This window comes from Acidiphilium sp. MT5 (genome assembly GCF_054767495.1).
Window position 1 is genome coordinate 14,961 of record NZ_BAABMR010000013.1, and the last position, 23,759, is coordinate 38,719.

Annotated in this window: 18 protein-coding genes and 1 pseudogene; 7 read left to right on the forward strand and 12 right to left on the reverse strand. The window is 58.0% G+C overall.

Annotation, left to right across the window (positions count from 1 at the left end):
• Window positions 1–73: 73 nt before the first annotated feature.
• The 6 genes from ACYUCQ_RS13860 to ACYUCQ_RS13885 form a co-directional block, all read right to left on the reverse strand.
• Window positions 74–1,525 (reverse strand): MFS transporter, encoded by a 1,452-nt coding sequence (locus ACYUCQ_RS13860; protein ID WP_460255144.1) that lies wholly within the window; start codon window positions 1,523–1,525, stop codon window positions 74–76.
• A 75-nt stretch (window positions 1,526–1,600) separates the two neighbouring features.
• Window positions 1,601–2,503 carry a succinate--CoA ligase subunit alpha gene (locus ACYUCQ_RS13865; protein ID WP_460255145.1) on the reverse strand — a complete coding sequence of 301 codons (903 nt, stop codon included), beginning with the start codon at window positions 2,501–2,503 and terminating at the stop codon, window positions 1,601–1,603.
• Window positions 2,500–3,627, reverse strand: coding sequence for a succinate--CoA ligase subunit beta (locus tag ACYUCQ_RS13870; RefSeq protein WP_460255146.1), 1,128 nt, complete (start codon window positions 3,625–3,627; stop codon window positions 2,500–2,502). The genes ACYUCQ_RS13865 and ACYUCQ_RS13870 overlap by 4 nt, the downstream gene beginning before the upstream one ends.
• A gap of 10 nt (window positions 3,628–3,637) precedes the next feature.
• Entirely contained in the window at window positions 3,638–5,062 is a 1,425-nt protein-coding gene (gene sauS, locus ACYUCQ_RS13875; RefSeq protein WP_460255147.1) for an acylating sulfoacetaldehyde dehydrogenase, read from the reverse strand.
• A 39-nt stretch (window positions 5,063–5,101) separates the two neighbouring features.
• Complete coding sequence (locus ACYUCQ_RS13880) at window positions 5,102–6,100, reverse strand: phosphate acyltransferase (protein ID WP_460255148.1); 999 nt, start codon at window positions 6,098–6,100, stop codon at window positions 5,102–5,104.
• Window positions 6,101–6,118: 18 nt separating this feature from the next.
• Complete coding sequence (locus ACYUCQ_RS13885; protein ID WP_460255149.1) at window positions 6,119–7,042, reverse strand: IclR family transcriptional regulator; 924 nt, start codon at window positions 7,040–7,042, stop codon at window positions 6,119–6,121.
• 218 nt (window positions 7,043–7,260) lie between these two features.
• Here ACYUCQ_RS13885 and ACYUCQ_RS13890 point away from each other — a divergent pair, with 218 nt between their 5' ends.
• The 3 genes from ACYUCQ_RS13890 to ACYUCQ_RS13900 are packed head-to-tail and all read left to right on the forward strand — an operon-like array spanning window position 7,261 to window position 11,469.
• On the forward strand, window positions 7,261–8,583 hold the full coding sequence (locus ACYUCQ_RS13890) for an MFS transporter (RefSeq protein ID WP_460255150.1): 1,323 nt from the start codon (window positions 7,261–7,263) through the stop codon (window positions 8,581–8,583).
• The gene (locus ACYUCQ_RS13895) at window positions 8,580–10,229 is read left to right on the forward strand and encodes a GMC family oxidoreductase (protein ID WP_460255151.1); all 1,650 of its coding nucleotides are present in this window, start codon (window positions 8,580–8,582) and stop codon (window positions 10,227–10,229) included. Before ACYUCQ_RS13890 ends, ACYUCQ_RS13895 begins: the two co-directional genes overlap by 4 nt.
• A 58-nt stretch (window positions 10,230–10,287) precedes the next feature.
• Window positions 10,288–11,469 (forward strand): amidase, encoded by a 1,182-nt coding sequence (locus tag ACYUCQ_RS13900; protein ID WP_460255152.1) that lies wholly within the window; start codon window positions 10,288–10,290, stop codon window positions 11,467–11,469.
• On the opposite strand, the gene ACYUCQ_RS13905 is transcribed toward ACYUCQ_RS13900, so the two are convergent.
• The 6 genes from ACYUCQ_RS13905 to ACYUCQ_RS13930 all read right to left on the reverse strand — a co-directional run bounded on the left by ACYUCQ_RS13905 (window position 11,459) and on the right by ACYUCQ_RS13930 (window position 18,398).
• The gene (locus ACYUCQ_RS13905; protein WP_460255153.1) at window positions 11,459–12,196 is read right to left on the reverse strand and encodes an ABC transporter ATP-binding protein; all 738 of its coding nucleotides are present in this window, start codon (window positions 12,194–12,196) and stop codon (window positions 11,459–11,461) included. The two genes, ACYUCQ_RS13900 and ACYUCQ_RS13905, sit on opposite strands and share 11 nt — an antisense overlap.
• 11 nt (window positions 12,197–12,207) lie before the next feature.
• Window positions 12,208–13,248 (reverse strand): taurine ABC transporter substrate-binding protein, encoded by a 1,041-nt coding sequence (locus ACYUCQ_RS13910; RefSeq protein ID WP_460255154.1) that lies wholly within the window; start codon window positions 13,246–13,248, stop codon window positions 12,208–12,210.
• A 49-nt stretch (window positions 13,249–13,297) separates the two neighbouring features.
• A complete protein-coding gene (locus tag ACYUCQ_RS13915; protein WP_460255155.1) occupies window positions 13,298–14,161 on the reverse strand; it encodes an ABC transporter permease in 864 nt (287 codons plus the stop codon).
• A 173-nt stretch (window positions 14,162–14,334) separates the two neighbouring features.
• The gene (xsc, locus tag ACYUCQ_RS13920; RefSeq protein ID WP_460255156.1) at window positions 14,335–16,110 is read right to left on the reverse strand and encodes a sulfoacetaldehyde acetyltransferase; all 1,776 of its coding nucleotides are present in this window, start codon (window positions 16,108–16,110) and stop codon (window positions 14,335–14,337) included.
• A 216-nt stretch (window positions 16,111–16,326) separates the two neighbouring features.
• On the reverse strand, window positions 16,327–17,031 hold the full coding sequence (gene hutC, locus ACYUCQ_RS13925; protein ID WP_460255157.1) for a histidine utilization repressor: 705 nt from the start codon (window positions 17,029–17,031) through the stop codon (window positions 16,327–16,329).
• On the reverse strand, window positions 17,028–18,398 hold the full coding sequence (locus tag ACYUCQ_RS13930; protein WP_460255158.1) for a formimidoylglutamate deiminase: 1,371 nt from the start codon (window positions 18,396–18,398) through the stop codon (window positions 17,028–17,030). The genes hutC and ACYUCQ_RS13930 overlap by 4 nt, the downstream gene beginning before the upstream one ends.
• Before the next feature lie 169 nt (window positions 18,399–18,567).
• Between ACYUCQ_RS13930 and hutI the strand changes: the two genes are divergently transcribed.
• The 4 genes and pseudogenes from hutI to hutU all read left to right on the forward strand — a co-directional run bounded on the left by hutI (window position 18,568) and on the right by hutU (window position 23,750).
• Window positions 18,568–19,725: an imidazolonepropionase gene (gene hutI / locus ACYUCQ_RS13935; RefSeq protein ID WP_460255209.1), complete on the forward strand. Its 1,158-nt coding sequence runs from the start codon at window positions 18,568–18,570 to the stop codon at window positions 19,723–19,725.
• Window positions 19,707–21,254 carry a histidine ammonia-lyase gene (hutH, locus tag ACYUCQ_RS13940; RefSeq protein WP_460255159.1) on the forward strand — a complete coding sequence of 516 codons (1,548 nt, stop codon included), beginning with the start codon at window positions 19,707–19,709 and terminating at the stop codon, window positions 21,252–21,254. Before hutI ends, hutH begins: the two co-directional genes overlap by 19 nt.
• The gene (gene hutG / locus ACYUCQ_RS13945) at window positions 21,247–22,083 is read left to right on the forward strand and encodes an N-formylglutamate deformylase (RefSeq protein ID WP_460255160.1); all 837 of its coding nucleotides are present in this window, start codon (window positions 21,247–21,249) and stop codon (window positions 22,081–22,083) included. The genes hutH and hutG overlap by 8 nt, the downstream gene beginning before the upstream one ends.
• A pseudogene (gene hutU / locus ACYUCQ_RS13950) lies at window positions 22,080–23,750 on the forward strand (urocanate hydratase). Before hutG ends, hutU begins: the two are co-directional and overlap by 4 nt.
• Window positions 23,751–23,759: the final 9 nt, after the last annotated feature.

Genomic DNA, 23,759 nt, shown 5'->3' on the forward strand with positions numbered 1-23,759 from the left:
CCGCCATGCGCGAACGCGGTGCCATTGATGGACCGAGTTCGGCACGGCGCATTCCTGTCCGGCGCTGGGCAGATTACCGATCAAGCTTCATTCCGGCACCATCCAACCCACCAACGACCACCCCACGATAGATTGACAAATCGGTGCCGGTTTCTTCGACGCTACGACCGGAGGTTTGAAAGCCAAGCAACATGATCGGGATAATACTCACGAAGGTCAGCGATGCCAATAAGGTGTAGAGTGACGGTGCCGTCATCTCGCTAGCCAGTATCGGAAACATATAGACCAGCACGACACCGCCGAGAAAGCGCGTGATACTTTCGCCAATCATTGATCCTGAAGCACGCAGCCGGGTTGGGAATTGTTCCGCCATGTAAAGTTTTGCAAGAGGGAACCCGGCATAGACGAATGCCCAAGTGAACATCGCGGCGATGATGACGCCCCAGCGTGGCAAAGGCTGGCCGAGAGCAATGGTAGAGAGGGCGGCGATCGTCATGACGACGACGAGACCCCAACGACGGCTGATCCGATCACCCATCAGGCCCGCGACGGCGTTTGAGATGACCGTTAGGAATAGCAGGCCCGATGTATAATAGAGCGCATCGGTTTTACCCGCGCCCATGCGACTCAGAATGCTGGGTCCGTAGAGCGTGATCACGTAGAATACGATGAAGGGTGAGAGCAGCGCGAAATAGGATACGAAACAACGGATAAGATAGGGCGGTTTGGCGAAATCCAGAAGCGACACTCGCCGTGCGGCGGTGACTTCCAATACCCGCAACGATGAACGATCGATCAATGATTCATCGTGCGGCAAGTTGCTGACATTTTCTAAATGTTCGACGAAGCTGCGAACGCGATCAACCTGGCCAACTTTAAGCAAAAATCGTGGCGACTCGGGTAGAAAAATGATCACGACCGGCATGACCAGGATGGTTGCGCCGCCTAACATAAGCAATACCCGCCACGCTTCTGAGTCTGGTATATGACCGACAATGAGCGCGCCGGCCAAAGTGTTTAGACCATAGGCGAAGCCGAGCAGTGAATTGGAAAGTCCGACGGCGGTGCCACGCGCACCCTTATTGACAAATTCGGAGAGCAACAAATACGGCACCGGGAATACCGCACCTTGCCCAAGACCTGCCAGAAAGCGGCAGGCAACGAGTTCGCTGATTGACTGCGAGAAGCTCGCCAGGAAAGTGAAGACGCTGAATACGACGATACCGCCGAGTAAGGTTGTTTTTCTACCAAACCGATCGGCAATGCGCCCTGCTGGCAATAAACCCACCACGATGCCGAGCGTGCCGGCACTCGCGATCAGGCCGACTTGTTTGGGGGCGAGATGCCAGGTTTTTTTGAGCAAAAACAAAACGGGGGCGATGATACCGATATCAAACGCTTCAAGAATCCAAACCAAACCGAGCAGGGCGATCAAGCCGAGCACGGTTTTGTTGATGGGGATTCTATCAAGCCTGGCGAGAAGATTTTCCTGAACGATGAGATCTTTTTCGCTGATCGTAGCCATTTCGTTTCTCCCTTTTGTCTTGGACGTTTCATTTTCGCATCGACGTGCTCATACGCTTATTGTTTTATTAGCGAGTTACGCCGACATTGTTACCAACGCTGGCGATAACGCTGCCAGCGCGCCAACAATTTGATTGGGTGTATCAACCACGGTTACCGAAGCCGCTTCCAACGCGGCACGTTTGCTGGGATAGCTGCCACCGAAACCCGCGACGATGGCGCCAGCATGGCCCATTTTACGACCCGGCGGGGCGGCGCGCCCGGCGATGAATGCAACGACGGGCTTGTGCATGGTGCGGGCATATTCTGCGGCCTCTTCCTCCATCGTGCCGCCGATTTCGCCGACCAGAACCACAGCGTCGGTCCGGTCGTCGCGATCAAGGGCTTTGAGCGCATCAAGGCTGGTCGTGCCAATCATTGGATCACCTCCAATACCGATGAAGCTCGATTGACCAAAGCCGCCACGTGTTAGATTAAGGCAGATCAATGTGCCGAGGCTACCACTACGCGAAATCACACCGACCCGCCCTGGACTGAAAACTTTGTTATTATGACCGGGCATAATGCCGACAAAGGCTTCACCAGGGGTGACGAGCCCGGCGGTATTTGGCCCCACGATGCAGCAGCCGCGCGCATCCGATGCTGAAAATACATCGAGCATGTCATGAGCGGGGACATGTTCGGTCAACATGACCAATCCGCCAACACCTGACTCGATAACATCAAGTGCCGCATCGCGCACGCCGGCAGGGGGCACGAACATGACCGCGACATCGGCCCGCATTGAACGCATGACCGCGTTGACTGAGGCGAACACGGGCAAGCCGAGATGGGTTTCACCCGCGCGCTTCGGGTTGACCCCGGCGACGATTTGGGTGCCAACCTCGCGCATCCGCTCGGTCCAGAACGTGCCTTGACCACCGGTCATGCCGATCACCACGACGCGGTCCGAACGGCGGATAATGGGGAATGTGCTCATTGTGCTGCCTCAATCGCCGCGCGCACGGCGTCTTCCATTAAATCAAACGGCTCGGCGCCGAACGCATCGCGCACCAGGGCCACTGCCTCGTCAGACCCGGTGCCGTGGACCGAGAAAAATACCGGCAAGTTGGGCTCCAGCCGCTGCCAAGCCTCGATGACACCCCGCGCCATCACATCCGTGCGGGCGAAGGCGCCGCAGAAATTCACGACCAATGCGCGAATTTCTGGTTTCGAGAGCAAAAGCTCGAGCGCCGGCTCGGCTTTGGTGTAGGCATCACCGCCGATTTCGAGAAAATTGGCGGGTTTGCCACCCAACACGCTCACCACATCCATCGTGGTCATGGTGAGGCCAGCGCCGTTGGCGAGGATACCGACGGGACCATCCAACTCGATAAATTTGAGTCCGACGTCGCTGGCCTTCCGTTCAAGGGCGGTCGATGGGTCTGGCGCGGCAGCGGCGGCGAGTGCTGCTTGGCGATAGGCGGCGCTGTCATCGAGAATAAATTTGCAGTCCAACGCTGCAATTGTGCCATCGGCGAGCTGCACCAGCGGGTTGATTTCGATCAATTCCGCATCGGTCTCGCGATAGCGCCGATACAGCGCCACCAAAATACGCGCGATGTCCGATTGCGCGGTGCCTAACGCCAAGCCCGAGAGCATGGTATTTGCATCGATTTCATCAAACTGATCCGCGGTGCGCACCCAATGTTTGCGCAGCATTTCTGGTCGTGATTCAGCGATTTCTTCGATATCCATGCCACCTTCGGTGGAGAACAGCACAAGAGAGCAGCGTTCGCGCGGCGCGTGAAGGACAGCCGCATAATATTCGTGCGTAATTTTTGCTTGTGCTTCGATCATCACGGTTTCGACGCGATGACCTGCGATGCTCATGCCAAGAATGCACTCGGCTGCGTCGCGCGCCTCTGTTGGTGTTGCCGCGAGGCGGATGCCGCCCGCTTTACCGCGTTTACCCGTTGGCACCTGGGCTTTTACCACGCAGGGCCCAATCCGTTCGGCGGCGGCGGTGACTTCAGCCAGCGTGTGGCACAGCGCACCATCGAGTAAGCGGATATTGGCCGGTGCGAGCACGAGGCGCTTGGCATCATATTCCATGAGATTCATGCTTCGATCCTCACTTGCCGAATTTTGACCAATAGGAACCAAATAATTCGTCTTCGCTTGGGCGATCTTCGGCGATTGGCACCACCAGATGGGTTATATTGATGAAATGCCGATAGTTTAGATTTTCGCTGATCGAGTTCTTTTGCCAACTACCACACCCCATACTCAAGGTAAATTCCAATCCGCTATCGAAACCACCCCCATTGCCGAATGTGTGGGCAAAATTGACCAAGACGCGGACCACATCGAGCGTTTCGGCAAGCTGACGTGCGCGCTCGGGACGCGTTGTATGCAGGCCACAGGAATGGCCGCGCCCCTGATGATCGAGGATATCGCGCACGATTTCGGTTGCGGCTGCAAAATTGGGGGCCCGATAAACCGCCAAAACCAGCGATAATTTTTCACCTGAGAAGGGATGCGCCGGACCGATACCGGTTTCTTCGACCATGAAGAACTTGGCCTTGCGGGCGGCGTCCGGCAACGAAAATGCCTCAGCAAGGATTGCTGGGTCACGGGCGATCAAGGTGCGGCTCAGCTTGCCGCCTTGCCAAAGCAACGATTCTACGCGTTTGGCCTCTTCCGCCGTGCAAAGATATCCCCCTGCGCGCTCCAGGGCGGCGATGGCGTTTGGATAGGCCTCATCAACGATGACCACAGCGTTTTCTGATGAGCACGACGTGGAATTATCGAAGGTTTTTGACGCGGTTATTTTTCGAGCTGCATCATCAAGATCAGCGGTTTCGTCGATGATAACCGGCACATTGCCAGCACCAACGCCAATGGCGGGCGTGCCGGACCGATAGGCGCGCCGGACATTATCTTGTGAGCCAGTGACGACCACCAGATCGGCCGCGGCCATCAAAGCATCTGTCGTTTGTTTGGTCGCGGGAGGCGGCAAGATTTGGACCAAATCCTCAGGCGCGCCGATGCGTGCCAATTCGCGGCGCATTTCGGCCACGGTTTCGGTGGTGGTGTGCATGCCGGACGGGGATGGTGCGATGATGATGGCGTTGCGACCCTTGATCGCCATCATTGCTTTGTTGACGGCGGTGGCGGATGGGTTGGTCGAAGGCGTGACTGCGGCGACCACACCGATGGGTTTCGCGAATTTGACCAAGCCGCGTGCCGGGATTTCTTCGATGACGCCGACCGTTTTTGCACGGAGTAAATCACGCAGGGTGCCAAAGGTTTTGCGCTGATTCTTGATGATTTTATCGGCTACGTTACCAAGGCCCGTATCTCGAACCGCGAGCGTCGCTAAGCGCTCGGCGCGGTCTGGGCGGTAGAGCGACCAGGCGAGGGCGCGCACCAGATCATCGGTACGGGCCTGATCGGCATTCGCGATCAGGGCCATGGCACTGCGGGCGCGCGCGACCATAGTTCTGACCATGGCAGTCGCCGCATCATTGTCGGCTCGGTTGACGATTTGATCCATTTTAGATTTTTTCTCCTTGGACGTTTGCAACGATAACGATCACCCTGGATTGGCAGAGTCCTCGAGCGGGGCTGGCGATGATAACAGGCACGCGAGGGCGATTGAGGCGAGCTTGGCTTCAACCGGATCGGCGCGCGATGTCAGCACGATGGGCACCGCTGCGCCCAGCACGACGCCGATTGCTGTGGCGTGAAGCAGATGGACCAGAATTTTGAACAACGCGTTGCCGGTCTCAATGTTGGGCACGACGAGAATGTCCGCCTGCCCGGCGACGGCATCGTTCGTGAGACCTTTGAGCGCTGCCGATGCTGACGATAGAGCGACATCGAGTGCTAATGGACCAGAAATGCTGCAGTTTTTGCTTTCGGCTTCGTCTCGGAACGATTTGGCGAACGCGTCCGCCGCCATTGATGAGGGCATGGCCCGGTTGATCACTTCGGTGGCCGAGAGCATCGCGATCCGCGGATGATCAATGCGCAGCGCCGCCGCTACCTCGATGGCGTGACGCACGATGAATGTCATGGTTCGCGCATCCGGGGCAATGTTGAGGGCAGCATCGGTAATCAGTAATTCGCGTGCAGCGCCCTGCATATGCATGGCGAAGACATGCGAGAGCCGACCGGCACGGCGCAGGCCACGGGACCCATCGAGCACGGCGCGGATCAATGTATCGGTGTGCAAATGACCTTTCATCAAGATCCGCGCTTCGCCCGCCGCGACCAGATCGGCGGCGATTTCGGCGGCTTGGTCTTCACCGATGGCTGGAACAATTTTGTAGGGTGCATCAGTTTCGCCGAGACCGGCGAGGGCTGCGCGAATATCGGTTTGATCACCGACCAGAATTGGGGTGATGAGGCCAAACGCGGCGGCCCAATGCACGGCCTGCAACACATCCAGAGCACCCGCTGCAGCGACCACCATTGGTTGGCGACCGCGCGCGGCGGCACGGAGCAGTAGGTTGGGCGGACAGGCGTAATATCCGCGCGTGCCGTGCTGCGGCGCGTGGGGAGTCGCGGTTGGGCGGGCATGGGTCTGCACCGACTGAACCCTACCTGCTCAATCGGATTGAGGTGTGGTGACGAAACTATCGGTGAGCGAGCGAGCGGCGGCGATCAGGGCCACGCGATGTCGATACGCATCGGTGACCGGCATGCGCGCGGCAGGGGCTTGAATCGCCACACCGGCGGTGATTTCGCCGCGCACGTTGAAAACTGGTGCTGCGACACAGACGACGCCTGCGAGATATTCCTCCCGGTCAACCGAGAGGCGTTCATGACGGATTCGCACCAGTTCATCGTCCAAAGCCGCAGGCGTGGTCAGCGTATGCGCGGTGTAGGGGACGAAATCGAGGCGTTTTAGCAATGCTGTGCGTTTGGCGTCCGGCAAGAAGGCGAGAAAGAGCTTGCCGATGGCGGTGCAATGCAAAGGCACGCGGGAGCCGATGTGAAAATTTAGTCGCAACGGCCAACGCGTGGCTTCGACGCGATCAAAATAGACGATTTGGCCACCTTCGAGGGTGCCGATATTGCAGGTCTCGCCGACTTCATCGACCAGGCCTTGCAGGATTTGCCGACGGGGCGCGTATTGCACCGAGTAGCGCAAAATATCGAAAGCCAGATCGTTCAGGCGCGGGCCAACGGAGATTCGTCGGGAGGAAAATGGTCGATAGAGAAAGCCCAAAGCCTCGAATTGTTCGATCATACGATAGACGGTTGGTTTGGGAAGATCGAGGTGATCGGCGATTTCTGCGGGCAGCACTGGCCGGCCGATCCGCACGACATATTCGAGGACGCCGAAGGAGCGCGCGAACACGCTGGTGCCGCCTTTGCCAAGCGCGTCAGCCCCTGGCGCTGCGATCATGCTATCGGGGGTTTCGGCGTCGACATCCTGATCCGGTCGTTCGGTCCTATTGGGCTTTTTGGCGCGCGTTGGGGCGCTGCGGGCTGTGCTGCGGGGGTTTGATTTTTCGCTTGATTTCATACGCACCTCAGGAATGACCAGTGATCTGTCGGCTGATCCGGTTGATCGACAAAGTGACTTTCACGCCCGCCGATTTCTGCTCAGCGACAATTTTCGTATTGTATGGTGATACCCATCGTGATAAATGTCAAGAAATTACCGAAGCATTGGTACAAACTCTGCTGGTCGGGCGATGGCTCTCCATCCACCGCCATGCGGATATAACAGGAGGGGAGCGAATGCCGACATCGCCACAGGGAACGCGTAGCCTTGCTCTGATTGTATTTGCGAGCACGCTGGGCACGACGATTGAATGGTATGATTTTTTCCTCTACGGCGTGCTGACGCCCATTGTTTTAAATCATGTATTTTTTCCAAATCTCTCGCCTGCACTTGGCACGATTGCGGCTTACACCACCTTTGCGGTTGGCTTTGTTTCCCGCCCCATCGGCGGGATTATTTTTGGCCATTTTGGTGATAGAATCGGCCGCAAAACAATCTTGGTCATGACCTTGTTGATCATGGGCGGTGCGACGTTTTTGATTGGTTTACTGCCAGGAGCGGCGACGATTGGGGCTGCCGCACCGTTATTATTACTATTTTTGAGAATCTTGCAGGGTATTGGCATCGGCGGCGAGTGGGGTGGTGCTGTGCTGATGGCCATTGAGCATGCGCCGCCAGAACAGCGGAGCTTTTTTGGCAGCTGGCCACAACTTGGGGTGCCGCTTGGGCTGATGTCAAGCGCGGGGGTTGTGGCGTTGCTGAATTATTTGCCGAATAGTGCGTTTCTGCTCTGGGGTTGGCGCGTGGCGTTTATGCTCAGCGCCTTGCTGGTGGTGATTGGCATTTTCGTTCGGCTGCGCATTATGGAAACACCGGATTTCTTGGCGGTGCAGGCGGAGGATAAAATCGTTGCCGTGCCGGTTGTAGAAATGATCCGCACGGCGCCACGAGCGGTGTTACTCACGCTGGGAGCGCGCTATGTTGAAGGTGCGTGTTTCAACATTTTTGGCGTTTTCATTATCGCGTATGTGGTCAATAGCCTGCATTTGACGCGCGGCTTTGCTTTGCTCGCTGTTGTGCTGTCTTCGGCGTTCATGGTGCCTTTCATTTTGATCGCTGGGCGGCTGGCTGATCGCTTCGGGATGCGCAAAGTGTTTGCAACCGGAGCGCTATTGATTGCGGCGAGTTCGGTGGCCTCATTCGCGTTGATGCAGGCTTATGGGCGGACCCATCATTGGTTGGTGCTGGTTGCCATTATTGTGCCATTCTCATTGTTCTACCCGTTGGTATATGGCACGGAGTCTTCGCTGTTTGCCAGCCAATTTGACGCCAAGGTGCGCTATACGGGGGTATCGTTTGCCTACCAAGTCTCGGGGATTTATGCGAGCGGTTTGACCCCGTTGATTGCCTCGGCGTTGCTGACCTATGATCATGGCGCGCCGTGGTATGTGGTGATTTATATGATTGTGGTTGGGTTGATCAGTTTTGGATCGGTGATGGCGATGCGGTTCAACGTGCCGACAGCGGTGGAGCCGATGATTGCGGCTCGCTTGCGATGAACGGAGAAATACCCAGCACCGACGATGGTGATGTGTTTGACTATATCATTGTCGGTGCCGGGTCTGCCGGTTGTGTGTTAGCGAATCGGCTGTCCAGCGATCCCGCGATCCGTGTGTTGCTGCTTGAGGCGGGGCCACCGGATCGCTATCCGTGGATCCATATCCCGGTTGGTTATTTCAAGACGATGCATAATCCGCGCACCGATTGGTGTTTGCAGACCGAGCCTGATCCGGGCCTTGCCGGGCGCAGGCTGGCTTGGCCGCGGGGGCGGGTGTTGGGCGGTTCGAGTTCGATCAACGGATTGCTCTATATTCGGGGACAATCTGCTGATTACGATCAATGGCGCCAGCTTGGCTGCGAGGGCTGGAGCTATCAGGATGTGCTGCCGTATTTCCGCCGTGCCGAGCATAATGAGCGCGGGGCGGATGCGTTTCATGGCGGTGATGGGCCGCTTTATGTATCCGATATGCGGGTGCGGCGGGACGTGTCGGACGCATTCATCGACGCCGCAGAAGCCATTGGCATCCCGCGCAATGACGATTTTAACGGCGCGCGGCAGGAGGGGGCCGGATATTTTCAACTGACTGCGCGCAATGGCCGCCGATGCAGCACGGCTGTGGCCTATTTGAAGCCCGTGCGGCACCGGCGCAATTTGGTGGTTTTTACCGGCGTGCAGGCTGAGCGACTGGTGATGACTGAGCGGCGCGCAACGGGCTTGGTTTATCGCGGGGCTACGGGGCGGCGGTTGGCGCGAGCGCGGGCGGAGATTTTGCTGGCTGCGGGGGCCATTCATTCGCCGCATCTGTTGATGCTTTCTGGCATTGGGCCTGGCCGTTTGCTCACCAAGGCGGGGATTTCGGTGTATCATGATTTGCCCGGTGTGGGCGAGAATTTGCAAGATCATTTGCAAGCGAGGCTAATTTACGCCTCGACGCGACCGACCTTGAATGATGAGGTCAATAATCCGTGGCTCAAGATGAAAATTGGGCTTGAATATTTGTTGTTTCGGCGCGGGCCGATGACCATGGGGGCCAGCCAGGTTTGCATTTTTGCGCGCTCTGGGCCGGGGCTTGATTTGCCGGATATTCAGTTTCACATCCAGCCGCTCTCTTCAGATTCACCCGGCGAGGGGCTGCATCGATATTCCGCTTTTACCGCCTCGGTTTGTCAACTTCGTCCAGAAAGCCGGGGGCATTTGGAAACCACATGCCCGGACCCGTTCACCAATCCGGCGATCTATCCCAATTATCTGGCGACGGAAACTGATTGTGCAACGATTATTGCGGGTATGCGGCTTGCCCGCCGCCTTGCCGCCACCCAGCCGCTCGCGGGCTTTGTTCAGGGTGAACTCAGCCCTGGTCCGGATATTGTGACCGATGACGCGCTGCTTGATGCGGCACGGCGCACCGCGACGACGATTTATCATCCGGTCGGCACCTGCAAAATGGGTCATGACCAGATGGCCGTGACCGATCCGCGCTTGCGCGTTCATGGGGTTGCGGGGCTGCGGGTGGTTGATGCTTCGGTGATGCCAACATTGATCTCGGGGAATACCAATGCACCGACCATTATGATTGCTGAAAAGGCCGCCGATATGATCCTTGCTGATCGCTCAACTGCAAGCGCTCACGTGACGCTGCAATGAGTCGCACCCGTGACTCATCCTCGCGACCATCAGTCTCTAGCCCAACAGGACAAACTGCATGAACCCGCAAGACGCCAATGACGGCATGATGACTACCCTCGATCTTGCCGGCGCGCCGGATGGGCCGTTGGCAGGACTTGATGTGGCGGTGAAGGATGTTTTCGACATTGCCGGAACCGTTACCAGCTTTGGCAACGCAACATGGGCGCGGCTGCATGCGCCGGCGCTGGTTGATGCGCCGATTGTCGGCCGACTGCGCGAGGCGGGTGCGCGGATTATCGGCAAGACCATCACGGTTGAGTTCACTTTTGGGCTTGAAGGTCAAAATCAATGGTATGGCACGCCGCTCAATCCGGCGGCGCCTGACCGGCTGCCGGGTGGATCATCGTCCGGATCGGCCAGTGCGGTGGCATCGGGGCTTGCTGCGATCGGCATCGGATCGGATACCGGTGGTTCGGTGCGAATTCCGGCGAGCTATTGTGGCCTATTCGGACTGCGGCCAAGCTATGGGTTGCTCAGCCTTGCGGGGGCCGCGCGTTATGTGCCGAGCCTTGATGTGGCCGGTTGGTTTGCACGGGATGTTGCGACCATGCAGCGTGTGGGCGACGTGTTGCTGCCCGCCAGCCTCAAGCTGACTGGCGATGTGATTATGGTGCGCGAGTCGTTTGACAATGCCAATCCTGATGTCGCTGCCGTGATTGGCGCGGTGTGTGACCGGATTGAGGCGGCTGGGCATGCCAGGCGCGATATCAACATTTGGCCGCAGGGGCTTGATGATTTGCTGGTTACCCAATCACTGATCCATGGCCGGGAGGCATGGCAATCGCTGGGCCCTTGGATCGAGGCGCATAAACCGGCGATGGCCGAGATTACGGCGAACCGGCTGCATGGGGCTTCGAAAATCACCCTGGCCGAAGTGCGTGGCGCGCGGCGCAACCGCGAAGCGTTTCGCGCCCATGTGCTGGCATTGCTTGCCGATGGTGCGGTGTTGGCCTTGCCAAGCAGCCCGTGCATTGCCCCGCGCCGCGACGCTGAGCGCGCAACACTCGATGCGATTAGGCAACAGACACTGAAAGTTACGGCAATTGCCGGGCTGGCCGGGTTGCCGGAGTTGAGCATTCCGGCCGGGATCAGCGAAGGCTGCCCGATTGGTTTATCGCTGATTGCAGCACCGGGCCGCGATCAGGCATTACTCGCCATGGCGCGCCGGCTTGTTGATGATGGCACGATCAGGCGCTGAGAATATCCATCGCTTGCCGCTTCAGAGCGAGGAAGGCTGGCTCAAGCGACATGTCCCAATGCCGTGGCCGTTCAAGCGGAACATTGGTCTCCAGTGCAATCCGGCCTGGGCGAGCGCTCATGACCACCAGACGGTCGGCCAGCAGAATGGCCTCATCAATATCATGAGTGATGAAGACGATTGTTGCCTTGATACGGTCCCATAGATCAAGCAGGAATTGCTGCATGATGTGGCGGGTTTGAGCATCGAGCGCGCCGAACGGTTCATCCATCAGCAAGACCCGTGGTGCCATCACCAAGGCGCGCGCAATCGCCACGCGCTGTTGCATGCCACCTGACAATTCATAAGGGCGATGCTGCTCAAAGCCGCGCAGGCCGATGATCTCGATCAGTTCATCGACCCGCTGCCAGTTGATCGTGCGGGCGGAGGATTGCATGCGGAGGCCAAACGCAATGTTATCGCGTAACGAGAGCCACGGGTATAGGCCGGGCTGCTGGAACACCACCACCCGATCCGGGCCTGGCTCCGTCACGTTGCGGCCATCGAGCATCAAGCGGCCACGCGTTGGGAACGAGAGGCCCGCAATCATGTTGAGCAAGGTTGATTTGCCGCAACCCGAGGAACCCAGGATTGTCACGAAGGTTCCATCATCGATGGTGAGCGAGACATCATCGATCGCTTTGAATGCGCCGAAATCCTTGCTGACGTGATCAATCGCGATTGGCATGCAGCCTGATCCTATTTTGCGGCGGCTGCGGCAAACTGAGGATCGACCGAAGCGGCGGGATCGTGCGGCATCGTATCGATTTGCCCCGATTTGAGCAGCACTTTTGCGGTATTGACCACGGTTTGTTCCGTGGCCGATGGCGTTGCGGATGGCTTGGTGCCCAGCACGTCCGGCGTCAATTGGGCTTTGCCGCCGAAAATGGTGTAGCCTGAAAGCTCTGTTTTCGCGATCGGCAACGTCACGCCGGATGCTTTTGCCATCAAGGCCAGCGCCTTGTGCGGATGGGCCTTGGTATACGCCACGCCTGCATTCAGGGCTCTCACGAAATCGGTCGCGATTTGCGGATGGGCGTTGACCCAATGCGTGTCGGCCACACAAATATTATAGGATGTTGCTGTCGCGGGGAGATCAGCATCGGTTTTGAGCACGCGCGCACCGAGGGCTTGCAGTGAATTCAACACCGGGTCCCAGACGATTGCCGCATCGATATCCTTGGTGCGCCAAGCGATGAGCATGTCTTGGGGCGACATATTCACTTGCTTGACACTCGAATAGGGCACGTGCGCGGCGGCGAGGAAGGTTGCCAATTCGAAGGAGGATTGCGATCCGACTACAATGGCAATTTTCTTGCCTTTGAGATCGGCAATTGTTTTGATACCAGAACCAGGACGCACGACGATGCCTGCGCCGGTTGAGTAGCGCTCTTGATTGTAAATGATGGTGAGCGGCAAGCCGTGGGAAATGGCTTCCACGAACGGCGGCACGCCAAGACCACACATGAATTGCAGGCTATTGGAGGCCAGCGCACTCATCGCTGCGGGGCCAGAGGCGAAAAATTTGAGGTGAACATGACCGGGGATCATTTTCTGAAATTCGCCCCGCGCTTGGGTGACCATGTAAGGGTCGGCCCCGTTATTCTCATAGCCAATCGTCACACTCGGTTGTCCGGCCCAGGCCGTGTTACTCAGCGTGGTCAGGGTGGCCAGCGTGAATAACGAGGCGCCGATGACATTTGCGAATTTTTTGGCTGTTTGCCCTGATTTGGTTGACATGGACTTTTCCTTTCTTGTTACGATTCGAACTTCTATTGATTGCGTGACATCATCCTTTGCCATGCCATGGGACAGCCCAGCGTTCGACCAGGCGGATCAATAATTCCATGGCATAGCCTAGAATTCCGATCATGATGATGCCAACGATGACAATGGCCACTTGCAGGGCCTGTCCGGCGAATTGCACTAACCAACCGAGCCCTTCGCTGGCGGCAATGAGTTCGGCGGCGACCAGACAGGTCCATGCCACGCCAATGCCCACGCGCATCGCTGTAAAAATTTCTGGCAGGGCGGAGGGCAGAATGACGTGGCGGAAAATCTGGCTTTCGCTGGCGCCTAATGTTTTTGCCACGGAAATGCGCAGTGGCGGCGTCGCTTTCACGCCGGACATGGTGCCAATGATGATGACCGGGATCGTGCCGATGAGGATGAGCAGGATTTTTGGTAATTCGCCGATGCCAAACCAGACCACCAGGAGCGGGATATAGGCCAACGGCGGAACCGGGCGGACGAATTGTAAGAAGGGATCGATCATGCGGAAAACAAATTTTATCCGCGCCATCATCAGACCAACCGGCACGCCGATGATGACGGCCCCCGCGAATCCGATACCGATCCGCACTGAACTGACCCAGATATCACCCAACAAAGAGTGCCCGCCATAGCCCGCGAGCAGCAACCGGAGAAAAGCCCGCCAGACCTGAACCGGCGATGGGAGAGCAATGGGTGGAAAAACATGAAAATCGCTGACGATTTGCCAAATGATCAGGGTTCCCAGCATCACCAGCAATGTGGTCAGACGCGAAACATGGCGCCATGGGCTTGGGGTGATCGCAGGGTCCGCGAGCAAGTTTTCATCAGCCTGGATCGCTGGGATCTCGGTGCTTACCTCGTTCGCAGTCGATCCAGTCATTGTTGATCCCTTGAACTAAATCGATTTCTGATCGATCAGACGCGCTCTCCGATGGGACGACAATTGAATTGATATCAACATCTGCGCCACCACTCAAGACTCTTTGATGGTGCGGATTATTCGGGGTGGCGCGAACGGATCGGGCATTGCACCCGATCCGTTGGCGATTTTCGTTACGAGACGATTTGGGGCCGCATATCCTCACGGCTGATGCCCGCGACCCGGACTGGCTTTTTCATGGCGTCGCGGCGGAACGGTTCGCCCAATTCCTGATTGAGGATGACTTCGATGAAGGTGGTGACCCCTTGGGCCTGTGCCTCGCACGCGGTGCGGAGTGCCTCGGTCAATTCGCTCTGGGTGCTGACGGTAACGCCTTTAAGGCCGCAACCCTCCGCGACTTTGGCGTAGCTCAGCTCTGGGTCCAGCTCGGTGCCGATAAAATTATTGTCGTACCAGAGGGTGGTATTGCGCTTCTCAGCGCCCCATTGGTAATTACGGAAAATCACCATCGTGACAGCCGGCCATTCGCGCCGGCCAATCGAGCTCATTTCATTCATCGAAATACCGAAGGCGCCATCACCGGCAAAGCCGACGCAGGGCGTGTTGGGATTGCCGATTTTGGCCCCGATGATGGATGGAAACCCATAACCGCAGGGGCCGAACAGCCCGGGTGCGAGATATTTGCGCCCCTGCTCGAAGGTGGGGTAAGCGTTACCGATTGCGCAATTATTGCCGATATCACTGGAGATAATCGCATCGCGCGGCAAGCCGGCTTGGATGGCGCGCCACGCCTGGCGCGGTGACATCCGGTTAGGGTCGCGGGTGCGCGCATCGTTATTCCATGTTGTGCCGGGATCATCATCCTCATGGTCCAGACTGGACAGGGTTTGCAACCAGGCTGATTTGGTCTGATGGATCAGCGCTTTGCGGGCTTCACGCTGGTGATCGCCAGCATGCGGTGCCAATTGCGCCAAGATCGCTTCGGCAACCAGCTTGGCGTCGCCGCAAATGCCGACGGCGATGGGCTTGGTGAGGCCGATACGATCAGCATTAATGTCAACTTGGATGACTTTGGCGGTTTTCGGCCAGTAATCGATGCCATAGCCCGGCAGGGTGGAGAACGGGTTGAGGCGGGTGCCGAGTGCGAGCACAACATCGGCCTTGGCGATCAGCTCCATCGCGGCCTTCGAGCCATTATAGCCGAGCGGGCCGACGGCGAGACGATGGCTGCCGTGGAAACTGTCATTATGCTGGTAATTGTTGCAAACCGGCGCATCCAGCCGCTCCGCTAAGGCGGCGCAAGCGGGGATGGCATTGGCCAGCACCACGCCGGCACCCGAAAGAATAACGGGAAACTTTGCTTCCGAGAGCAGCGCAGCGGCATCGGCGATGGCGTTGGCACCGCCGGCTGGGCGCTCAAACTCGATGATGGCGGGCAATGGCACGTCGATCACTTGTGTCCAGTAATCGCGCGGGATGTTGATTTGGGCCGGAGCCGAAAGACGCCTTGCTTTGGTGATGACTCGGTTCAGCACTTCGGGCACGCGTGAAGGATCGCGGACTTCTTCTTGATAGCAAACCATGTCGCGAAACAGCGCCATTTGCTCAACTTCTTGGAAGCCACCCTGCCCGATCGTGCGGTTTGCCGCCTGCGGGGTTACCAGCAGCATCGGCGTATGATTCCAATAGGCCGTTTTGATCGCGGTGACGAAACCCGTCACGCCCGGGCCGTTCTGGGCGATTGCCATGCCCATTTTGCCGGTTGAACGGGTGTAGCCGTCGCAGATCATGCCACCATTGGTTTCATGTGCAACGTCCCAGAAGGTGATGCCCGCCTGCGGAAATAAATCGGAGATCGGCATAAAGGCCGAGCCGATAATGCCGAAAGCGTGTTCGATGCCGTGCATCTGCAACACCTTCACGAAGGCTTCTTCGGTGGTCATTTTCATCTTAAAGGGTCCTTCCTCACTGCTGGCCTCACTGCTGGCTCGTGCGCATCACGATGCGTTTCGCTTACTATTCCGTTGAGTGTTGCATGCCCGGCCAGCGAAATCAATATGTCTCATTCAAACGGTCAAAATATCTCATTCACTGGAAATTTAGGGGAACATCGACCCGTTGCTTGCGTGACGCGGCGCGCGACACACCCCACGATGCATCAGGATTTAGGGAGAAAAATGTGCCGTTAAACGATAGGAATCACCGGGAAAAATCTGGCGCACATAGGTGATGGCGTCATCGATTCGCCAGGTGCGGCGTTCTACCATCAGGCATGCTGCATCTCTTGCGACGGCGAGGGTCTTTGCCAGCGCCGTGTTCGCATTGAGTGCCCGAATTTCGTGCGCGGCGCGGGTCCAGGGCACTTGCGCAAGCAACCAGGAGCCGGGCGGCGTTTGTGCGAAATCGACGTTTGCAGCGTCCGGCACGGCGTCAAGATTGATCCAACGGGCTTCGGCGGCGAAGGGCCGATCATTGGCAAAATGTACCGCATCCAGAATGAGCCAAGCAGCGCCAATCAGGCCGTGGGGTGCCGCCTCCACGCCGGCGATGCGCCGTTTGATCAACCGGTAACCATAGGTCGCGCCTTGATCGCGGATTTCGGTTGCCAGATCGGGGATATGCAGCATGGCCGATTGGGTCGGCGGCTGGGCGACGAACGAGCCAGCGCGCCGCCGCCGCGTGATCAGCCCAGCGGCGGCCAGGGCCGATAGCGCCTTATTCACAGTCATGCGCGCGCAACGATATTGGGTGGTCAATTCATGCTCGAATGGGATGCGATGGCCAGGCGGCCATGCGCCAGAGAGTATCTTGCCCTCCAAATCCGTGACGATTTGTTGGTGCAGCGGCATGGCGGCGGCATTATCGGTCATGCCAGAATACGCTTCATGGCGGCGCGATACTGCGCTTCAATCTGCTCGCGCGCCCGATGCCGACCATCGGTAACGACCGGCACGCCCGCGCGCCAGACATGGGCAATCGCTTGCCCGTGGCCAGCAAAGATCCAACTATCCAACAATGCATCGCCTGTGCGCCCGACAAAACATACGGCATTTTGATCGAGCGCGATAATATCGGCAACCGAGCCCGCGCTCAGGGCGGGCTGTTCGATGCCGACGGCTTGCGCACCGCCTTGGCGTGCTGCGTCAAACAGGCTACGCCCGGTCGAGACCCCCGCGCCATTGGCTAAAATATTGCGAGCGCGCATCGTCAAGCGCTGCGCATATTCGAGCTGCCGCAACTCCTCAGTGGCACTGATCACGATGTTTGAATCTGAACCCATCCCGATTGCCCCACCGGCCTTGATAAAATCAAGCGTTGGGAACACGCCATCGCCCAAATTCGCTTCGGTGATGGGGCATAATCCTGCCACAGCGCCGCTCGCTGCGAGCTGTTGCACCTCGATATCGGTCATATGAGTTGCATGAATCAGGCACCATTGGGCGTCAACCTCCGCTCGTTCTAACAGTAACTCGACCGGCCGACGCCCATGCCAAGCCTTGCAATCTGCGACTTCCTTGGTCTGTTCGGCGGCGTGAATATGGATTGGACCACTTTCGGCGAGCGGTATAATCGCTGCAATCTCATCAGGTGTTGCGGCGCGTAAGCTATGCGGCGCAACGCCGAGCACAGCGCCCTCTAATGATTTGATGGCGCGATGGCTGGCCGCAACCAAGGCGCCGAACTGATCGAGATTGGTAATAAATCGTCGTTGGCCGTGATGCGGCGCGGAACAATCGAAATTGGCATGGGCGTAAAATACCGGCAGTAAAGTTAGGCCAATTCCGCTCATTGTTGCGGCTTGCGCAATTCGCTCTGCCATTTCGGCCAGATTTTCATAAGGTTTCCCCGTCGGATCATGGTGCAGATAATGAAATTCAGCAACGCGGGTGAAGCCGGATTCTAACATTTCGATATAGGCCTGGGCTGCGAGGGCGGCGCAATCCTCAGGCGTGATGCGATCGAGAAAGCGATACATGATGTCGCGCCAGCTCCAGAAATTATCGTCCGATGCGCCGCGCCGCTCAGCCAAGCCAGCCATACCACGCTGAAAAGCGTGGCTATGGACATTGGCGAGCCCTGGGATCGCCGCGAAATATCGGGATTCGTTTGCCACTGGGGGCACGCCGGTTTCGATCTGCGTGATTAAACCCTTGGCCAGCATGATGCGCACATGCTGCGCCCAGCCTTGCGGCAACAACGCTGTTTCGAACCATAGCGACCCGGTTTCCGCTCTCATGCTGCTCGCCTCGCTGCCATTAAATATGGACTAGACATACGCGATTTGTTCTATTATGTATAGACATATTAGTTCAACGCTGGATAAAAAGACGGAACGGACCAGAATGCGCTGTGACCGAATTTGGCGACATGCGACCCTTGCCACGCTGGCTCCCGACCAAGCCGGGGTGGGCTTGGTTGAATTTGGACTGATCGCGGAGCGCGGGGGCCGCATTGTCTATGCCGGTCCCGCCGCGGCGGCACCGCACTTGGACGCCCCTGAGATCATTGATTGTGAAGGAAGGCTGATCACGCCGGGATTGATCGACTGCCATACGCACCTTGTTTATGGCGGTGACCGCGCTGACGAGTTTGAGCAAAGGCTCGAGGGTGTGTCGTATCAAGACATTGCGCGGGCGGGTGGCGGTATTTTGGCGACCGTCGCGGCAACGCGCGCTGCTGATGAGCAACGGCTGGTTGCGGCGGCTTTGCCGCGCCTGGATGCATTGTTAGCTGAAGGCGTCACCACCATCGAGATCAAATCCGGCTATGGGCTGGTGCTTGACGTTGAAATGCGGCAATTGCGCGCCGCGCGCGCCCTCATGCAGCACCGGTCGGTGACTGTAACGACGACTTATCTCGCGGCGCACGCACTCCCGGTCGAGGCTTGCGGCGATCATGACGCGTATATCACCGCCGTGTGCGAGACGATGTTGCCGGCCATGATGCAGGCCGGACTGGCTGATGCGGTCGATGGGTTTTGTGAAGCGATTGCATTCTCAACTTCATCGATAACACGATTATTCGCGGCGGCGCGGCATTATCACCTGCCAGTGAAACTGCATGCAGACCAATTTTCCAATCTGGGTGGCGCGGCCCTGGCCGCTCGCTTTGGCGCGTTATCAGCCGATCATTTGGAATATACCGACGATGAGGGCGCTCGCGCACTAGCGCAGGCTGGGACGGTCGCTGTGTTGTTGCCGGGGGCGTTTTATTGCACGCGTGAGACGCAGCGCCCGCCGATTGCCGCGTTTCGCCGCTATGGAACCAAGATGGCGCTGGCAACCGATTGCAATCCGGGATCATCGCCGCTGACATCCTTGCTGCTCACAATGAATTTGGCTGCAACCTTGTTTGGCTTGACGGTGCCCGAGTGCTTGGCCGGCGTTACCCGCGAGGCGGCACGCGCGCTCGGCAGGCTCGATGAGATCGGCACCATCGAAGCCGGAAAATATTGTGATTTGGCGATCTGGAATGTCCAACGCCCGGCTGAACTGGTCTATCGCATGGGGTTTAATCCGCTTCATGCCCGCATATGGAGGGGACAATGCGAAATATCACTCTAACACCGGGCGGCATCTCGCTCCACCAATGGCGTGAGATCTATCAGGGGGCTGGGGCCATCCTTGATCCGGCGTGTCGTCCAGCCATTGCGCAAAGTGCCGCCACGGTTGCCGCGATTATGGCGAAAGGCGAGGTGGTTTATGGTATCAATACCGGGTTCGGCAAGCTGGCGACGATGCGCATTGAGGCCGGTGACCTTGCGGCCTTGCAACGCAATATCGTGTTATCGCATGCCGCCGGGATAGGCGAGAAAATGCCGGTGCCGGTGGCGCGCTTGATGCTTGCGCTCAAGCTTGCCAGCCTTGCCCAAGGTGCCTCCGGTGTGCGACCGCAGACGATTGAGATGTTAGAGGCCTTGCTCACCCGTGGCCTGACGCCGATTGTCCCCGCACAAGGATCGGTTGGGGCTTCCGGCGATCTCGCGCCGCTCGCGCATATGGCTGCCGCGATGATCGGCACAGGCTCGATGATGGTGGACGGCGCGATCATGCCGGCTCGTGACGCTTTGGCGCGTGCTGGGCTTGCGCCCCTCACGCTCGGCCCGAAGGAGGGTTTGGCGCTGCTGAATGGCACGCAATTCTCGACATCATGCGCGCTCGCCGGGTTGTTTGAAGCGGAAACTTTGTTTGCAACTGCGTTGATCACCGGGGCCTTGGCGACCGAGGCCGCGCGCGGTTCTGATACGCCGTTTGATCCGCGCATCCATGCGCTCAGGCGCCATCGGGGACAAATCGAAACGGCTGCCGCGCTCCGCACCTTAATGGCGGGTTCGGCCATTCGGGCTTCGCATCTGGTTGGTGATCAACGGGTCCAAGACCCGTATTGCCTGCGCTGTCAGCCGCAGGTGATGGGGGCGGTGCTTGATTTGTTACGCCATGCGGCAACAACATTATCCATCGAAGCCAATGGCGTTACCGACAATCCGTTGATTTTTTCCGAAGACCAAACGGCTCTTTCCGGCGGGAATTTTCACGCCGAACCGGTTGCGTTCGCGGCTGATATGATCGCCATCGCGCTTTGTGAGATCGGATCGATCGCGGAGCGGCGGGTGGCGATGTTGATTGATCCGGCTCTGTCGGGCTTACCCGCCTTTTTGACCCCGCAACCCGGCCTGAATTCCGGCTTCATGATCCCACAAGTCACCGCAGCCGCCTTGGTCTCGGAGAACAAGCAACGAGCCTACCCGGCTAGCGTTGATTCGATTCCAACCTCAGCCAATCAGGAAGATCATGTCTCGATGGCCGCGCATGGGGCACGCCGATTGCTGGCGATGGCGGAGAATGCCATGGGCGTTATTGGGATTGAATTGCTCGCTGCAGCGCAGGGCTGTGATTTTCACCGTCCGTTGACCTCAAGCGCTGCGCTGGAGAGGGTGCGCACCGCGCTGCGCGCACGGGTTCCTTTCCTCGATGTTGATCGGTATCTCCATGCTGATCTGACCGAGGCGACCGCCTTGGTGCGTAGCGGTGCCATGATCCACGCGGTTGGTGATGTGCCATTACCGTCGATATTAGAGCCTGCGCATGGTTGAATGGCTCTCACTCACGCGCGGAACCGCGCCGTTGCTCCTGGCCCTGCCGCACACGGGAACGTCTATACCTGATGAGTATGCGGAAGATTTTCGATCGCCTTGGCTGACGCGCAAAGACGCTGATTGGTGGATCGATTTGTTGTATGAAATCGCCAGCAGCCCGCCGATCAATGCGAGCATTCTTCGCACCTCGATTTCACGCAGCATTATCGATGTGAATCGCGATCCAACCGGGGCATCGCTCTATCCGGGACAAGCCACAACCGAGCTTTGCCCGTTGACCAGTTTTGACGGCGAACCGCTCTACCAGGCAGGGCGCGAACCTGATGCCACCATGATCGCGCATCGAACGAAGACCTATTTTGCACCTTACCACGCGGCGCTCAAAGGCGAGCTGGCCCGCCTGCGTCAGCTCCATGGTGCGGTGGTGCTCTATGACGGCCATTCGATCCGCTCGATCATCCCGCGCTTATTTTCTGGGACTTTGCCCGAGTTTAATATCGGCTCGAATGATGGCGTCACCTGCGCACCGGAACTGACGGCGGGCATCGTTTCCTTGTGCGAAGAGGCCGGGCGGTCCGCCATCGTGAATGGCCGGTTCAAGGGCGGCTGGACGACCCGGCATTACGCAAACCCGGCGCAAGGCATTCATGGCGTGCAAATGGAGTTGGCCTGCCGAGCCTATCTGCGCGAACCTTTGGGACCGGTCACCGAGGCAACATGGCCGCCGCCCTATGATCCGGGATTTGCGGCATCGACTCAGCAAATCTTGTCAAAAATACTGCAATTATGCGTGAATTTTGCCCAGGCCAAAGGAGCCGCATCATGACCAATTTGACCAATAGCCGCGTGATCCGTGCGCCGCGCGGTTCGCAGTTGACCGCGAAATCTTGGCTAACCGAGGCGCCCTTGCGGATGCTGATGAATAATTTGGACCCCGAGGTTGCCGAAAATCCGAGTGAACTGGTTGTTTATGGTGGCATTGGGCGCGCCGCGCGGAATTGGGTGTGCTTTGATCAGATCGTTGCCACCTTGCGCAAGCTGGAGGCGGATCAAACCTTGCTCATCCAATCGGGCAAGCCGGTTGGGGTGTTTACCACCCATGTAGATGCACCGCGTGTATTGCTCGCGAATTCGAACCTGGTGCCGCACTGGGCAACCTGGGATCATTTTCATCATCTCGATCGGCTTGGGCTGATGATGTATGGCCAGATGACGGCTGGCTCTTGGATCTATATTGGCTCGCAAGGGATTGTGCAGGGCACCTACGAGACTTTTGTGGAGATGGGCCGACGGCATTATAACGGCGACCTCGCCGGGCGCTGGATACTAACAGCAGGATTAGGGGGTATGGGTGGCGCGCAGACACTCGCCGCTACCATGGCTGGGGCATCATGCCTCGCTATTGAGTGCGAGCCAAGCCGCATCGAGATGCGTCTGCACACCGGCTATGTTGATGTTCAAGCAACAAGCCTGGATGACGCGTTGGCCATTATCGAGCGCTCATGCGCTGATCGAAAGCCGGTCTCGGTGGCACTGCTCGGCAACGCCGCTGAGATTCTTCCCGAAATGGTGCGGCGAGATATCCGCCCCGATTGTGTGACCGATCAAACCTCCGCGCACGACCCTATCAATGGATATTTGCCCGCGGGTTGGAGCCTTGAGGCGTGGCGGGCCAAGCGTGAGACCGATCCAAGCGCCGTCGCTATTGCGGCTAAGCGCTCAATGGCCGAGCATGTGCGCGCCATGTTAGCATTTTGGCGGCGCGGCATTCCCGTTGTCGATTATGGTAATAATATCAGGCAGGTTGCGCTTGAAGAGGGCGTGGCCGATGCGTTTGATTTCCCTGGCTTTGTGCCAGCTTATATCCGCCCGCTCTTCTGCCGCGGTATTGGACCATTTCGTTGGGCGGCATTGTCCGGCGACCCTGAAGATATTTATCGCACGGATGAAATGGTCAAGGAAATATTGCCGGATAATCATCATCTCCATCACTGGCTGGATATGGCCCGCACCCGGATCAAGTTCTAGGGTTTGCCCGCACGGATTTGCTGGGTGGGCTTAGGGGATCGGCACCGGCTTGGGCTCGCCTTCAATAGCATGGTGGCAAACGGCACGTTGAAGGCACCCATTGTGATCGGCCGTGACCATTTGGATTCTGGTTCAGTGGCTTCGCCAAACCGGGAAACCGAAGCCATGCGTGATGGATCCGATGCTGTATCAGACTGGCCTTTGCTCAACGCGCTCTTGAACTGCGCCTCCGGCGCAACCTGGGTCTCGCTGCATCATGGTGGTGGCGTGGGCATGGGCTTTAGCCAACATGCCGGCATGGTGATTGTGGCGGATGGCACCCAGCAGGCGGCCGAGCGGCTTGGTCGCGTGCTGTGGAACGACCCTGCTACCGGGGTGATGCGGCACGCCGATGCTGGCTATCCGGCGGCGCTCGCGTGCGCACAGGACCATAGGCTTGATCTTCCGGGAATTCTTGGTGCGTAAACCACCAAT